This window comes from Nocardiopsis oceani, from assembly GCF_054777395.1.
Window position 1 is genome coordinate 31,113 of sequence record NZ_BAAHAR010000021.1, and the last position, 15,045, is coordinate 46,157.

Genomic DNA, 15,045 nt, shown 5'->3' on the forward strand with positions numbered 1-15,045 from the left:
AGCGCTTACCAAGCCTTGGCCTGCGAAATCCACCGGTGTCCTTGGACACACTGCGTAGGCGCTTGTCCATCATCAGCGCGTTTTCCGACCAGATTGGCGGTCCCCCATGAACCCCGGTCCAGGCGTGCGGGTCGCGTGCGCTTCGGTGTCGGGAGGAGGTGTGTCGTCTTGACCGCTCTTCTGAACAGGGAGCCGAAGTCAGCCGACCGTGCCGACACCCGAACCCCGCGGCGCAAACAGACCACCAGCAAGAACGGTCGCAGGTACGAGAACCTCGCCGCCTTCGGCTTCCTCGCCCCGTGGTTTCTGGGGCTCGGCCTCATTACAGCCGGTCCCCTCCTCGCTTCCCTGTACTTCTCCTTCACCGACTACAACCTGATCGGCGACCACCAGTGGGTGGGGCTGGAGAACTACGAACGGATGCTGTCCGACACGCGCCTGCACAGCGCGCTACGGGTCACCTTCGTCTACGTGTTCGTGTCAGTGCCCCTCCAGCTCGCCCTCGCGCTGGCACTGGCGATGGTCCTCGACCGAGGACTCCGGGGCCTGGCCCTGTACCGGTCGATCTACTACCTGCCCTCCCTCTTGGGCGGCAGCGTGGCGGTCGCCATCCTGTGGCGCCAGGTGTTCGGGGCGGATGGTCTGGTCAACCAGGTCCTGGCCTTCTTCGGAATCCAAGGCGAAGGCTGGGTGTCGCACCCCGACTACGCGCTGGGCACACTCGTGATCCTCAACGTGTGGACCTTCGGTGCACCGATGGTCATCTTCCTGGCCGGTCTCCGGCAGATCCCGGCCATGTACTACGAGGCCGCGGCGGTGGACGGGGCCAGCCCGGTGCGCCGGTTCTGGCACATCACGGTTCCGATGCTCACCCCGATCATCTTCTTCAACCTCGTGCTGCAGTTCATCAACGCCTTCCAGACCTTCACCCAGGCGTTCATCGTCAGCGGTGGGACCGGAGGCCCGTCCGACTCCACGCTCTTCTACACCCTCTACCTGTACCAACGCGGCTTCGGAGCCTTCGACATGGGCTACGCGTCCGCGATGGCCTGGCTGCTCCTGATGATCATCGGGGGGTTCACCGCGGTGAACTTCCTCGCCTCCAAGTACTGGGTCTTCTATGGCGACTGAGACGGTGGCACCGGCGACGCGCAAACAGCGGGACCGGGCCCAACGCACACGACGGCTGTTCATCCACATCGGTCTGATCGGCTTCGGCCTGATCATGCTCTACCCGCTGCTGTGGATGCTCTCCAGCTCCTTCAAGCCCACCGCCGAGATCTTCCGCGATCCCGGGCTGATCCCGTGGAGCTTCACCCCCAGTAACTGGGTCGAGGGGTGGAACGCGCTGGAGTTCCCGTTCCACCGCTACCTCCTGAATTCGGCGGTCGTGGTGGCCGGAGCGATCATCGGCAACCTCATCGGGTGCTCGATGGCCGCTTACGCCTTCGCCCGCCTGGAGTTCCGCGGCAAGAGACTGTTCTTCGCGATCATGCTCGCCACGATCATGCTGCCGATCCACGTGATCATCGTGCCGCAGTACATCCTGTTCGCGAACCTGGACTGGATCAACACGTTCTACCCGCTGATCGTGCCCAAGCTCCTGGCCACGGACGCCTTCTTCATCTTCCTGATGGTGCAGTTCATCCGCGGACTCCCCCGGGACCTGGACGAAGCCGCCCGTATCGACGGCTGCGGTCACGTACGCATCTTCTGCCAGATCATCCTCCCCCTGTCCATGCCGGCCCTGGCCACCACGGCGATCTTCACCTTCATCTGGACCTGGAACGACTTCTTCAGCCAGCTGATCTTCCTGACCAGCCCCGACATGTACACGGTCCCGGTGGCCCTGCGGACGTTCGTCGACTCCAGTTCCCAGACCTCCTGGGGTCCGCTCTTCGCCATGTCGGTCGTGGCCCTGGGCCCCGTGTTCGGTTTCTTCCTGGCGGGTCAGCGCTATCTGGTCAAGGGCATCGCCACCACCGGAATCAAGTAGAGGAAAGGAAGACCCAACATGGGCCGTCCCACCCGGGGCGCGCGCTTTCAGCGCCGCCTTTTCACCACGACCGCGGCAGCACTCGCCCTGGTCATTTCAGCAACCGCCTGCGGCGGCTCCGACACCGATGACGGTACGGTCCAGTTGCGCTTTTCCTGGTGGGGCGCCGACGACCGGCACGCCACCCTCCAGGAGGTCATCGAGATCTTCGAGGAGGAGAACCCCGACATCCAGATCGCCGGGGACTACACCGACTTCTTCTCTTACTGGGACCGCCTGGCCACCAACACCGCGGCCAACGACACCCCCGACGTCATCATGCAGGATGAGACCTACCTGCGTGAGTACGGCGACCGCGGCGCCCTGGCCGACCTCGGCGAATTCGAGGACACCCTCGACCTGTCCCGCCTGGACCCGCTGGTGGCCGAGAGCGGCGAAGTGGACGGACAGATCTTCGGCGCCGCCACCGGGGTGAACGCCTCCGCATTCCTGGCCGACCCCCAGGCCTTCGAAGAGGCGGGCGTGGAAATGCCCGACGACGAGAACTGGACGTGGGACGACTACGTCGAGATGTCGGTGGAGATCAGCGAGGCGACCGACGGAGAGATCGTCGGCACCCAGGGCTTGACCAACGAGAACGCCTTCCACATCTTCACCCGCCAGCACGGCGAGAACCTCTTCGACGAGGAGGGCGAACTAGCGTTCTCCGCTCAGACCCTCGTCAGCTGGTACGAAATCACGGAACGGCTTATGGAGGGCGGGGGCCAGCCTAGCGCGACCGAGGGTGTGGAAATCGCGGCCGAGGGGCCCGACCAGTCCGTGCTGGCCACCCACACCGGCGCCACGGCGCACTTCTGGACCAACCAGCTCGGCGCGACCACCGATGCTTCTGGCCGCGACATCGAGCTTCTACGTTTCCCGGGCGAGACGGAGAACGAGCGCACCGGCACGTACTTCAAACCCGCGATGTACTACTCCATGGCGGCCGACAGCGATCATCCGGAGGAGGCGGCACGCTTCATCGACTTCCTGCTCAACAGCACGGAAGCCGCCGAACTGAACCTCTCCGACCTGGGCCTCCCCGCCAACCTGGACGTGCGGGAGGCCATCACTGACGACCTTCCCCCGGCGGATGTGCGGGGGGCGGCCTTCTTGGAGGACTTCGAGGACGAGATCGTCGACGGCAACCCGCCCCCGCCGATCGGTTCCGGCGAGATCGTGGACATCAACGAGCGCGTCTACCAGGAACTGGTCTTCGGCAACCTCACTGCCGAACAGGCCGCTGATCAGTTCATCGAGGACCTGGAGGCCGCTATCGGAACCGGTCACTGAGCCCGCACCACCCCGCTAAAGGAACATCACTACCCCAGTGTTCAGCAGATGCACTTAGCAGAAGGGCAAATCCCCCCATGAACCGTCACTCGGGCAAGAAACGTACACCGCGCCGACACCGTACCCGGATCGCCCCCACCGCGGCGGGCGCCGCCCTGGTCATGGCCGTGAGCGCCTGCGGGGGAGGTTCCTCCGCGGACGGCGAGACCGTCGAGCTGCGCTTTTCTTGGTGGGGCGCCGACGACCGGCACGCCACCCTCCAGGAGGTCATCGAGATCTTCGAGGAGGAGAACCCCGACATCCGGATCGCCGGGGACTACACCGACTGGGACTCCTACTGGGACCGTCTGGCCACGAGCACAGCCGCCAACGACGCCCCCGACATCATCATGCAGGAAGAGCGGTACCTGCGTGAGTACGGCGACCGCGGCGCCCTGGTCGACCTCAGCGAGTTCGAGGACACCCTCGACCTGTCGAGCCTGGACCCGCTGGTAGCCGAGAGCGGTGACATGGACGGGCAGACCTTCGGGATCGCCACCGGGGTGAACGCCTACGCGATCCTGGCCGACCCCGAGGCGTTCGAGGAAGCCGGCGTCGCCATGCCCGACGACGAGAACTGGACGTGGGACGACTACGTCGAGACGGCGGTGGAGATCAGCGAGGCGACCGACGGCGAGATCTCCGGTGTGCAGAGCATGGCCTACAACGAGAGCGGCTTCCAGATCTTCGCCCGTCAGCACGGGGAGAACCTCTACGACGAGGACGGCGGTCTCGCCTTCTCCGAGGAGACCTTGGCCGAGTGGTTCCAGGTCACCGCGGACCTGTTGGAGGAAGGCGGACAGCCCAGCGCCGCCGAGAGCGTGGAGATCGAGGCCGGTGGCCCCGACCAGTCGGTACTGGCCACCAACCAAGGGGCCATGGCCCACTTCTGGAACAACCAGCTGGGTGGGCTCAGCGAGTCGTCCGGAAGTGACCTGGAGCTGTTGCGCTACCCGGGTGAGACCGAGCACGAGCGCACAGGGATGTACTTCAAGCCCGCGATGTTCTACTCGGTCAACGCGGGGTCGGACCACCCGGAGGAGGCCGTGAGGTTCGTGGACTTCATGGTCAACAGCGAGGAGGCGGCCGAGCTGAACCTCTCAGACCTGGGCCTTCCCGCCAACGAGGAGGTGCGGGAGCACATCCTGAGCGACCTTCCGGAGGCCGACGAGCGCAGCGCAGCGTTCTTGGACGAGATCGGTGACGACATCATCGACGGCAACCCGCCCCCGCCGATCGGCGCGGGTGAGGTCGTGGAGATCACCAAGCGCATCACCGACGAGCTGTCCTTCGGCGAGCTGACGCCGGAGGAGGCTGCCGAGCAGTTCACGGCAGAGGTCGAGGCGGCGACGGGTGACGGTGACTGAGCCCTCGCCTGACTGATTCCTCGTGTGGGTGCGCCCACATGGCCCCGGGGAGCTTCTCCCCGGGGCCACGAATGCGTGGGCTGGGAGTCCTTACGGATTACGGGGTGGTCGGTGGTGTCGCGCAGCCCGTCCGGCAGGAGGTCCTCTGGAGCGTTCTGTGAGCTCATGGGTCGCAGGAAGCGCCGGTGGTCTGCTCAGGTGCCTAGAAAGCGCAGTACGGCCAGCACACGGCGGCTGTACTCGGGGGTGTGCGACAGCTCCAGTTTGTCGAAGATGGCGTTGATGTGCTTCTCCACCGCACTCAAGGACACGAACAACCGCTCCGCGATGGCGGTGTTGCTGAGCCCCTGCGCCATGGTCTCCAACACGTCGCGCTCGCGCTGGGTCAGGCGGGCCAGCGGGTCGGTCCGCGTGGTCCGGGACAGCAGCTGCCGGACGACCTCCGGATCGAAGGCCGCACCCCCGGCCGCCACCCGGTCCAGGGCGTCCAGGAATTCGCCCACCTGCGCCACACGGTCTTTGAGTAGATAGCCGACCTTCTCCGGGGCGCCGGTGAGCAGCTCGGAGGCGTAGCGCTGCTCCACGTACTGGGAGAGCACTAGAACCGCCACCTCCGGTTGCTCGGCGCGGATCCGCAGGGCGGCACGCAGACCCTCGTCGGTATGGGTCGGCGGCATCCGCACGTCCACCACCGCCGCGTCGGGGCGGTGGTCGGCGACTGCCTGGAGGAGCCCTTCACCGTCCTCGGCAGCCGCCACTACCTCGTGGCCCTCCTCCTCCAACAGCCGGATCAGGCCCTCTCTCAGTAGTACTGAGTCGTCGGCGATCGCCAGGCGCATGCGGGGCTCCGTGTTCGTGCTGTGGGGTGTTCATCGTTTCAGTGGCAGGGTGGCGCGCACGGTGGTGGGGCCGCCGACCGGGCTGTCCACTCTCAGTGTGCCGTCCAGGGCGTTCACCCGCCGGGCCAGGCCGGTCAGCCCGCCGTCGTTGGTGTCGGCCCCGCCGCGGCCGTGGTCGGAGACCACCAGTTCCACCCGGTCCCCGTCTGCGTGCAGGTCGACCATCACCTCGTCGGCACCGGAGTGCTTGGCGGCGTTGGTCATGGCCTCGCGGGCCACGAAGTACACGGCGGTGGCCAACTCCTGCGGCAGCGGTTCGTACAGGCGGTGCCGGAAGACGACCGGGAGCGGGCCGCGCTCGGCCGCTTCCGTGAGGGCGGCCTCTAAGCCCAGGGTGTCCAACGCGGTCGGGTAGATCCGCCAGGCCACCTCGCGCAACTCGTCCAACAGCACCCGCGACTCGGTGTGGGCCTGACGCACCAGTGTTGCGGTGCGCTCGGGGTCGCTGCCGCGCTGGGCCCGTCCGAGCAGCATGGCCAGCGCCACCACCCGCTGCTGTACCCCGTCGTGCAGGTCGCGTTCGATCCGGCGCCGCTCCTCGTCCACGGCGCGCACGATCCCCGTCCGGGTCTGGGTGAGTTCGTCGATGCGCCGGTGCAGCAGGTCCTCGGCCGTGGGGCCGAGCATCGTCCGGGCCAGCCACCGGTCGAGGCCGACGGCGATAGCGACCAGAGCCCACAGGACCACCAGCATCACCAGGGCGGCGGCGAGGCCGACATTCGCACTGGAGGTGTACACACCCACCCCGGGCCAGGACAGCGCGATGTCGGACGTGGTTCCCGTGGCGATCTGTATCGCCACCCCGGAGAGCAGGAGTGAGATCGTGAAGCCCACCACGAAGACCAGGTAGAGCGCTGCCAGGTGCAAGGGAAAACGGACGAGCAGGTAGGCCGCCCGGACCCTGGTACCCGCCTCCGGCCTGATGGTCGCACCCATCCAGCAGGCGAGACGGTCCAGGTCCCGGTCGCACAGCCAACGTGTCCACGCCCGGAACGTGCCCCGTGCGCGCGGCCACACCGGGGGCCACACCAGCCCGGCCAGCAGGACCAGTGCCGACAACAGCGCCCACACCAGTGTCAGCACCGTCACCAGCAGTCCCACCCACAGGCCGACGAACTCCCGTGCGCGCCGTCTCGCGTGCGCCCACGCCCCACGCAGGCGAAGACCGGCTCCGCTATCTCCGCCCACGGCCCACTCCTCGTTCTCAGGCATCCCGGCGCTTCAGCGCCAGTGCTCCGGCCGTCCGGGCGGCGGCCGTCCAGACCATGAGTACCACCAGACCAACCGGCGGGGAGAGCAGCTCCTCCATAGGGCCAAGAGCCTGCTGACAAAGGGGGGGTTTGGTTGCCCTGCCCTTGGGGTGTGCCGCTTTCCGCGTGGGTGGTGGGTGGGGAGTCCGCGTGGGTGGGGCTCGGTGTGGCCGGGGTTTGTTGTTGGGTGCGGGTTGCCCCGTTTCCTGCCGCTTGATGGTGGCCGTCTCCGCTGCGCGCGTCAAGGTCGTCGCCGTCGAAGCGCTGGCGCGCTATCTCAGGCGCTCCACCTTGACCCGCTTTGCTGCGACGGCGGGTGGGCGGCTGTCAGGAAACGGGGGACGTGTGGTCGGGGCCGATATGGGGCCCTTCGGGCCCCGACCCTCCGGCCCGGTGGGCCGGGCTTCGCCTGGTCCGGCCGTGGCCGGCCGGATTCCTGCCCGTCCGCCCGGCTTCATCGGCCAGCGCGTCCCAATCCAGTGGCCAGCGGGCGACGAAGAACCCGATCAGGCCGGGCGCGTGGCTGAGCGCGTCCCACCGGACTTTCGGTCAGGGGTGGGCCCCCTTTCCAACGATGATCTTGCCCCTGTCTCAACCCTCGACGGCCGAGGGTGGAGCTGGGGGCAAGATCATCGGGGATGAACCGGTTTCGGACACAGCGGTCATCTTCGCCGGGCCAGTTTCAGACACCGGGTCTACCTCCGTGTGGGGCGCCCACCGGGGGGCGCCCGCTACCCCCACATGGGGGCGCCTGGGGCGCCGAGCCCCCTCCCGGAAGCACCCGGGGGCCGGTGAACCCCCTCCCTGGAGGCAATCTCGGCGCCCAAAATGACTCCAACAGGGGGGTTCGATGCCCTGGAACCCACACCCGACCGGTCCAACAGCACCACCCGCACCCGTATGGGCCACCCACCACCGAGCCGCCAGACCGGTGGGACGCGCCCAGCCACCCAGGCACCTGTTCGGGCTCTTCGTCGCCGGCCGGCCACTGGATTGCGACGCGCCTGCCGACACAACCAGACCCACGGGCAGGAACCCGGCCGGCCACGGCCGGGGCAGTTCCCGGCCGCAGGCCGGTCCCGTCGCCACCCCGACCACACGCCCCCCGTTTCCTGACTGCCGCCGACCCGCCGTCGTAGCGAAGCGGGTCAAGGTGGAGCGCCTCCGATAGCGCGCCAGCGCTTCGATGGCGACGACCTTGACGCGCGCAGCGGAGACGGCCACCATAAAGCGGCAGGAAACGGGGCAACCCGCACCCAACAACAAACCCCAGCCCACGCGGACTCCCCACCCACCACCCACGCGGAAAGCGGCACACCCCAAGGGCAGGGCAACCAAACCCCCTTTGTCAGCAGGCTCCAAGGATGAAGTCCCTGTCGAGGAAGGCCACACCTCGGTCCACCCCCCCCACCGACGAGTCGGGCACCGCATGCTCGGTAGGGGTGTGCTGCCCGTCCAGTGGCTTTGTGGTCTGCGTACACATCGGGAGACCTGCGAGTGGATCTCAGCGGTAGGACCAGCCGGACCAGCGCTCGACGGCCACCAGGATGATCGCCGCCGCGGGCGGGGTGACCCGGTACTGCCGGTACCGGGCGGTGAGCTCGTCCCGCGCCCGGGTCCAGTCCGGCCCCGCGTGCTCGATCCGGGCCAGGCCGTCCGCGCGCGCCCACCACAGGCGCGTCCAGTCGTCGTCGTACTCGTCCACCAACAGCGACGCACGGGGGTTCCCGGCGATGTTGCGCAGGCGTTTGGGGTCGCGGGTGGACTTCGGCTTGCTGTCCACGGCGACGGCCAGTGTGTCTGCGTAGGCGGCGAAGGTAACCGGTACCAGGTGCGGTTGCCCCGCACCGTCCACGGTGGCCAGCCGCGCGACGCGACCGGCCGCGAAAGCCTCCCTGGCCCGCGCGGCGCTCCACCTCATCGGCTCAGTCCCTTCAGATCGGCGGGAAGTGCCCTGATGCTCGAAAACATCCGTACGCGAATGGTGCCCCGCTCCCCCACGGATGGGAGCGGGGCACCGGCTTACCAGCCCTGCTTGGGCCTACTGCGCGGGGAAGCGCAACGTGGCGCCGACCTCTGAGCAGGGCACGCCGTGGTCGAGCAGCTCGGTGAACCCGGCGTGGGACATCACCGCCGCTCGCAGCATCAGTGCGCTGGCCGGAGCCTTGAAGCCCGCTTCCGGGTCGTCCAGGCCCTTGGGTGAGGAGTCCACCAGGACCGGTGAGTTGTGGGAACCCCACAGCTCGGGCTCGTCCTCCCGGTCGGCCCCCAGGAGCAGGGTCTCCACCCGGGCCTCCGACAGCATCGGCAGGAGCGGCGTCCTGCCTTGGACCGCCTGGTCATGGGCGAGCTTGCGCTTGTACTCGGACAGGCTCTGGTCGTGCTCTTCGAGGACGAGCTCGCGCAGGCACTCCTCGGCGGTCTCGTGCAGACGTTCCTCGGCGTCAGTCCCGCCCCGGCCCCCCGCGACCACCTTGATCGGGATGGACAGCTGCCGCGGGCCGAGGTTGTCCCGCAGGTAGGCGATGGCCTCGTCGTCGCCTCCCACGATGATCACCGCGGCGTCGACCTTGCGCACCGCGTCGCGGACCAGTTCGGCGACCGCGGCGGTGTTCTCCCGCCAGATGTCCTGGGCGGTTCCGGTGTCGGCGCGGCGGCCGCCCGCGTCGCCGCGCTGGCCGGGGTAGATCCGGCCCTGTCCGTCGATGTTCTGCAGGTTCTCGCCTTGGGCCTCCTGCTCCAGCACCGGTTGGCCGGCGGGGTGGGACGGGTAGGCGAACACCTTGGCCTTGACCCGGTCCAGGGCCACAAGGACATAGGGCAGCCTGCGGCCGCGGTCGATGGCCAAGGGGAGAGCGTCCGGCACGGGTAGGAACGAGGCCCGGTCCTGGCTGGGCGGTTCAGCGAGGGTATGCGCGCCCAACAGGCGGCCTTCGGAGGCGTAGAGGGCTTGGCCGTGGTTCCCGAAGGAGCGGGAGGACCCCTGTCCCACGGCCTCTTCGAGGACATCGAGAGTGGCCTCGTCGGTACCGAGCGCGGCCAGCTCCTCTCTCAGGTGCCGCCAGCGCAGCTCGATCTTCTTGTCAGCGTCCGTGGTGTCACGGGTGGTGTCCAGGTGCACCGAAGCCACCGGGCCGTCACTTTCGTACAGAGGTCGCAGAAAACCAAGATCCATAGTTTGCGGGGCGCGTGTACCCCGCCCCGCCCACCTCCTTCTGGGGTCGGCCTGCGAGTCATCCTGACCGGCCATGGTGGGTTCTGTCAGCTACACACGTCGAACCAGACACGGTTCTTGCCCGATGATTCCCAGGTTTTTCCCTTCACCCCGCCCCGGCGCGGTCAAGGGGTGCCAGGGCGGGTCCCGGCATCGGCGAGGGCCCGGTCGATGACCCGGTTGGTGAGCACCTTGGCCGCGATCGCGGCCAGGACGAGGCTGATGACCGAGGAGAGCAGGTAGGGCGCGGACAGGGAGAGCGTCCGCCCCAGGGCGGGCTCGGTCAGGGAGGCCAGCGCACCGCCCAGCGCCGTGCCGAGCGGAAGCATGCCCCACGAGAACATGCGGTGGGCGCTGAAGACCCGGGACCTCAACGCGTCGGGGATGACGCGCTGGAACAGGGACACGACCGTCACGTTCCACCACATCCCGCCGAAACCCAGCAGGAACATAGCCGCCGTGAACACCGCGACGTGGTGTATCAGGCCCATCGTCGCGGCCATGAGCCCCTGGAGGGCCAGGACCAGGACGAGGGTGGTGGACGTGCGGACCCGCGCGGTGATGATGGGTACCAGGACCGACCCCAGGACTGCCCCGGCCGCCGAGACTGTCAGCAGGAGCGCGTAGCCCTGTGGGCCCAGATCCAGGACATCGCGGGCGAAGAGCACCAGGATCGTCGCGGTCAGGGCCGACGCCAGGTTGGCCACCCCCGACACCAGCGCCAGGGGGCGCATCATGGAGTGCCGCCACAGCCATGCCAGGCCTCGGGCGAGCATGGTCCGGATCGGCTCGCGGGGCCCGGTCTGCTTGGCGGGTTCGAAGTCGCCGCGCAGTGTGCACAGGGCGACCACGGCCAGCAGGACGAAGGCGGCCTGGGCGCCGAAGGCCAGAGCGGTGGAGACCGCTATCAGCACCCCGGCGAGCGGGGCACCCACGAAGCGGTCCAGGACCCGCTCCACGCCCTGGAGGGTCCCGTTGGCCCGCTCCAGACGCGAGGAGGGTACGACCGCGGGCAGTACGGAGTGCGTGGTGTTGTCGAACAGCACCTCGCACACCCCGACCAGCAGCGCCACCGCCACCAGGAGCGGAATCGAGGCGACGCCCCAGACGATGACGGCGGTCAGGGCCGCCAACAGAACCGCCTTGGCACTTCCCGCGGCCACCATCAGGCGACGGCGGTCCATCCGGTCCCCTAGGACCCCCGCGAACAGCGCGAACAGCAGCCAGGGCAGGCGGGTGGCCGCGCCCACTGCCGCGACCAGGAAGGGGTCGTCGGTCAGGGTGGCGGCGTACCAAGGCAGGGCGACGACCGCGATACCGTCCCCCAGGTTGCCCAGTCCGCTGGCGGAGAGCAACCGCCAGTAGTCGCGCCCCAGGGGTTCGCGGCGGCGTCCGGAGATATCGCGAGCGTGTGATCGGTGGGACACGGCGGCCTTTCCTCGGGGGTGGGGCCAGAAGGTTGGCAGGCTACGTACTGGGGCCGACAGATCCTTCTGCGCTGGGCAGAAGCACTGGTCAGAAGGGATCCGGAACCTGACCGGAGGTGAACGGCAACTGTCGGGTGGGGATGGGTCCCACCTCCCTAATTTGGGTGGTGAACGGCGGAGGACCAGATGCTGGACCGGTTGAACGAGGCGCTCGAGCGGGTCGAGGGGGACCTGGGTGAGCCGGTGGACGTGGCCGCGATGGCGCGGACCACGCTCACCTCCGAGCACCACTTCCGGCGGATGTTCTCGGCGCTGTCCGGGATGCCGCTGTCGGAGTACGTGCGTCGGCGCCGGCTCACGCTGGCCGGGGCCGAGGTGATCGAGGGCCGGGACACCCTGCTCGAGATCGCGGTCCGCTACGGATACGGGTCCGCCGAGGCCTTCGGCCGGGCGTTCCGGGCCATGCACGGGATCAGCCCGGGTGATGCCCGCCGATCGGGTGCCGCGCTCAACTCCCAGTCACGGCTGACCTTCCACCTCACCATCGAAGGGAACACCACCATGCGCTACCGCATCGTCGAGAAGGAGGCCTTCCGACTCGTCGGCCCCAAGGCCCGGGTGCCGCTCGTCTACGAGGGCGTCAACCCCGCCATGGCCGCGTTCGTCGAAGGCCTCGACGACGTCACCTACGAGCGGCTCGAGGAGCTGTCCGACCAGGAGCCCCACGGCGGCTTTTCGGCCACTGTGACCCACGACCCCGACCGGCGGGAGGGCAGCGACGTCGACTACTACCTGGCGGCCGCCACCTCCGCCACCGAGGCCCCCGACGGGATGGAGGCCCTGGACGTACCCGCGGGCACCTGGGTGGTCTTCCCGTTCGAGCAGTTCACCTTCCCCGAGGCCATCCAGCACATCTGGGTCTACGCCCACTCCGAGTGGTTCCCGTCCAACCCCGCCTACCAGCACAAGCACGGGCCGGAACTGTTGAGCGTGGAGTACGACGAGGAGGACGAGACCATCGCCTCGGGTGAGCTGTGGCTGCCGGTGGAGAAGACGACGGCCTAGGCCTGCTCGCTGCGCCGGGTCTGATCGTCCCGGCCCATCGAATCCGCGCGGTCCCGGTCGGCGTCGGCCAGGGCCGCGCGGATGCGAGCGGTGGTCATCGACTGAGCCGAGACCACCACCAAGGCGAAGCTGATCAGGCCCGCGAGCAGGAACGGGGTGGACAGCGCGGTCTCGCGGCCCACCGGGGACTCCAGGAGCGAGGCGGTGAGCCCGCCCAAGGCCATGCCGATCGCCGCGGTGCCGAGACCCATGGTGCGGAAGGCGGACAGGACTCGCGAGAGCAGCGGGTCCGGGATGATCCGCTGGCGTAGCGAGATGGTCAGGATGTTCCACCACATAGTCGTGAACCCGACCACGACCCACAACAGCGCGAACAGCGCCGTGCTGGGGACTAACGCGATCGCGGTGTAGGCCACCGCTTGCGCAGCCAGAACCCAGACCAGAGTGGCGCCAGGCGGCAGGCGCGGGATTAGCCACGGCACCACCTGCGCGCCGAGCACCATACCCACAGCGACCGTGGCCAGCAGCAGACCGTAACCGACCGAGCCCAAGCCGAGCACGTCCTGGGCGTACAGCACCAGGATCGCCGCGTTCATCGAGGGAAGAGCGACGATCGCGATCCCGTCGCCCAGGTTGCTCAGCCCGCTCGCGGTGAGAAGCCGCCAGTAGTTGCGCCCCAGTGGCGCGCGGCCCTGACCCCGTGCGGTGTGCTGTTCGTCCGTGGGGCCATACGGGGAATCCTTCACGCCGATGTCGAGGGATGGCGAACATCTTGGCACAACGCGCCGAAGCGCTGACCGTGGCGAATACAGCGATGCGAAGGGGTGGGTGGTTCAGAGTGCCCTAGAGCGGGTCCTGGCAGGCCAGGCGCGCGGCCGCGTGGTTGGCCTCCTCGGGTACCTCCTGCTGCAACAGGGTCACCCTCGCGCCGCGCAGCACCCCCGGCGGCCCCCGCACAGTCGGCGGCGCTCACGTACGCGTTCGCGCCGGGACTGACGATGATGGTGTTCTCACCCGTACGGTCAACCGCGATATGCGCGCGGCCGGTCGCCGTCCCCGGCGTGGCGGCCACCGCATGGTTGGCGGCCCTTGCCGCCAGTGTGGTGGGCGATCTCCCCGCCCGGCACGGTCTCGCCCGGCACCGGGTGCCGGGGTACGGCGGTGACGACGTCCAAGTTGAAGCTTCCGACGACTGCGATCAATGTGCTTCCTTCGTACGAGCTGCGGTCGAGGCGCGCTCGACGAGCTCGGGGGCCAGGCGCACCGCGTGGTTCGGTCTGGACCCCTGCTCACCCAGGCACTGGTCGAGCAGGCGCACGGCCTCCTCAGCAAGTCCGGTGACAGGTTGCCGGACGGTGGTCAGGGCGGGTTCGGCGAGGGAGGCGATCGCGACGTCGTCGAACCCGGTGACGGCGATCTGACCGGGCACGTCCGCGCCCATCCGGCGCAGCTGCTGCATGGCACCGACCGCGATCAGGTCGTTGGCACACACGAGCGCGTCGGGACGGTCGGGCCACACATGCTCGGCGGCGGCGCGGCCCCACTCCACGGAGAAGTCGCCCAGCACCACGCGGGAGGCCCCCTCAGGGTCCCGGGCCGAGAGGGCGCCTTGGTAGGCGGCGCGCCGTTCCACGGCGGCGGAGTCGGTCCCGTCCGAGCCGAGGAAGCAGGGGCGGCTGCGGCCCGTACGGGCCAGGTGGTCCAGTACCAGGGCCATCCCGGCGGTGTTGTCGACGGCCACGGTGTCGGCGACGTCGGTGCCGCAGCGGCGGTCCAGCTGCACTACGGGCACACGCTCGGCCGCGGCGCGCACCGCCACCCGACTGTGCTCCTCGTGCACGGGGATCACCAGCAGCGCGTCCACTTGGCGGTCCAGGAGCGTGCTGACTCGGTCGGCCTCCACGGCCGGGTCGTCGTCGCAGTCGGCGATGAGCAGGGCGCGGCCGCGGCTGTGCAGCGCGTGCTCCACGGCGCGCACGAGCGCGGGGAAGAACGGGTTGGTGATCTGTGGCAGGACCATGCCGATGGTTCCGGTCGAGCGACTGCGCAGCGCGCGGGCCACCTGGTTGGGTCGGTAGCCCAGGTGCGCGGCGACCGCGCGGACCCTGCGCTCGGTCTGCGCTCCGACGGTGCGGGTGCCGGCCAGGACGCGGGAGACGGTGGCCACGGAGTAGCCCGACTCTTGAGCCACCTCGCGCAGTGTCACCTCTGGCATGTGTTCCCCTCATCGTCCGCGAGCAGATGAGGGTAAACGTTATCATCGACACATCCCTAGGGTGAGCGTCTTTGACCTTGACTTTTGATAGCTAGGAATTGACATGGGGAAGATCACCTAGCAGCGCATGGGAGAACGTTTACCGACAGAGAGGTATGCCGTGGCAGCCGCCCCCATCGTCCTGGACAGCGATCCGGGGCTGGACGACGCCGTCGCTCTGCAGTACCTGCTCGGCACCGGA

13 protein-coding genes are annotated in these 15,045 nt (G+C 68.6%); 5 read left to right on the top strand and 8 right to left on the bottom strand.

The window, feature by feature from the left end; genetic code table 11:
* The first annotated feature begins 306 nt into the window (after positions 1-306).
* The 4 genes from ACYVDG_RS13890 (at position 307) to ACYVDG_RS13905 (ending at position 4,734) form a co-directional block, all read left to right on the top strand.
* Positions 307-1,131, top strand: coding sequence for a carbohydrate ABC transporter permease (locus ACYVDG_RS13890; RefSeq protein WP_460751323.1), 825 nt, complete (start codon positions 307-309; stop codon positions 1,129-1,131).
* A complete protein-coding gene (locus tag ACYVDG_RS13895; protein WP_460751095.1) occupies positions 1,121-1,996 on the top strand; it encodes a carbohydrate ABC transporter permease in 876 nt (291 codons plus the stop codon). The genes ACYVDG_RS13890 and ACYVDG_RS13895 overlap by 11 nt, the downstream gene beginning before the upstream one ends.
* 18 nt (positions 1,997-2,014) lie before the next feature.
* Positions 2,015-3,328, top strand: a complete 1,314-nt coding sequence (locus tag ACYVDG_RS13900; RefSeq protein WP_460751098.1) for an ABC transporter substrate-binding protein — start codon at positions 2,015-2,017, stop codon at positions 3,326-3,328.
* A 77-nt stretch (positions 3,329-3,405) separates the two neighbouring features.
* Positions 3,406-4,734, top strand: coding sequence for an ABC transporter substrate-binding protein (locus ACYVDG_RS13905; protein WP_460751101.1), 1,329 nt, complete (start codon positions 3,406-3,408; stop codon positions 4,732-4,734).
* A 194-nt stretch (positions 4,735-4,928) separates the two neighbouring features.
* Here ACYVDG_RS13905 and ACYVDG_RS13910 read toward each other — a convergent pair whose 3' ends face one another.
* From ACYVDG_RS13910 to ACYVDG_RS13930, 5 genes are all read right to left on the bottom strand, one after another.
* Complete coding sequence (locus ACYVDG_RS13910) at positions 4,929-5,573, bottom strand: response regulator (protein WP_460751104.1); 645 nt, start codon at positions 5,571-5,573, stop codon at positions 4,929-4,931.
* A gap of 30 nt (positions 5,574-5,603) precedes the next feature.
* A complete protein-coding gene (locus tag ACYVDG_RS13915; protein ID WP_460751109.1) occupies positions 5,604-6,845 on the bottom strand; it encodes a sensor histidine kinase in 1,242 nt (413 codons plus the stop codon).
* A gap of 1,542 nt (positions 6,846-8,387) precedes the next feature.
* Positions 8,388-8,804 (bottom strand): TIGR03668 family PPOX class F420-dependent oxidoreductase, encoded by a 417-nt coding sequence (locus ACYVDG_RS13920; protein ID WP_460751113.1) that lies wholly within the window; start codon positions 8,802-8,804, stop codon positions 8,388-8,390.
* A gap of 120 nt (positions 8,805-8,924) precedes the next feature.
* Positions 8,925-10,058 carry a baeRF2 domain-containing protein gene (locus ACYVDG_RS13925; RefSeq protein WP_460751115.1) on the bottom strand — a complete coding sequence of 378 codons (1,134 nt, stop codon included), beginning with the start codon at positions 10,056-10,058 and terminating at the stop codon, positions 8,925-8,927.
* 164 nt (positions 10,059-10,222) lie between these two features.
* Positions 10,223-11,524 carry an MFS transporter gene (locus ACYVDG_RS13930; RefSeq protein WP_460751118.1) on the bottom strand — a complete coding sequence of 434 codons (1,302 nt, stop codon included), beginning with the start codon at positions 11,522-11,524 and terminating at the stop codon, positions 10,223-10,225.
* A gap of 186 nt (positions 11,525-11,710) precedes the next feature.
* Between ACYVDG_RS13930 and ACYVDG_RS13935 the strand changes: the two genes are divergently transcribed.
* Positions 11,711-12,589, top strand: coding sequence for an AraC family transcriptional regulator (locus ACYVDG_RS13935; RefSeq protein WP_460751122.1), 879 nt, complete (start codon positions 11,711-11,713; stop codon positions 12,587-12,589).
* On the opposite strand, the gene ACYVDG_RS13940 is transcribed toward ACYVDG_RS13935, so the two are convergent.
* The 3 genes from ACYVDG_RS13940 to ACYVDG_RS13950 form a co-directional block, all read right to left on the bottom strand.
* A complete protein-coding gene (locus ACYVDG_RS13940) occupies positions 12,586-13,335 on the bottom strand; it encodes an MFS transporter (RefSeq protein ID WP_460751125.1) in 750 nt (249 codons plus the stop codon). The genes ACYVDG_RS13935 and ACYVDG_RS13940 overlap by 4 nt on opposite strands.
* Positions 13,336-13,611: 276 nt before the next feature.
* On the bottom strand, positions 13,612-13,791 hold the full coding sequence (locus ACYVDG_RS13945) for a hypothetical protein (RefSeq protein ID WP_460751128.1): 180 nt from the start codon (positions 13,789-13,791) through the stop codon (positions 13,612-13,614).
* Positions 13,788-14,804 (bottom strand): LacI family DNA-binding transcriptional regulator, encoded by a 1,017-nt coding sequence (locus tag ACYVDG_RS13950; RefSeq protein ID WP_460751131.1) that lies wholly within the window; start codon positions 14,802-14,804, stop codon positions 13,788-13,790. Before ACYVDG_RS13950 ends, ACYVDG_RS13945 begins: the two co-directional genes overlap by 4 nt.
* Between the last annotated feature and the right edge of the window lie 241 nt (positions 14,805-15,045).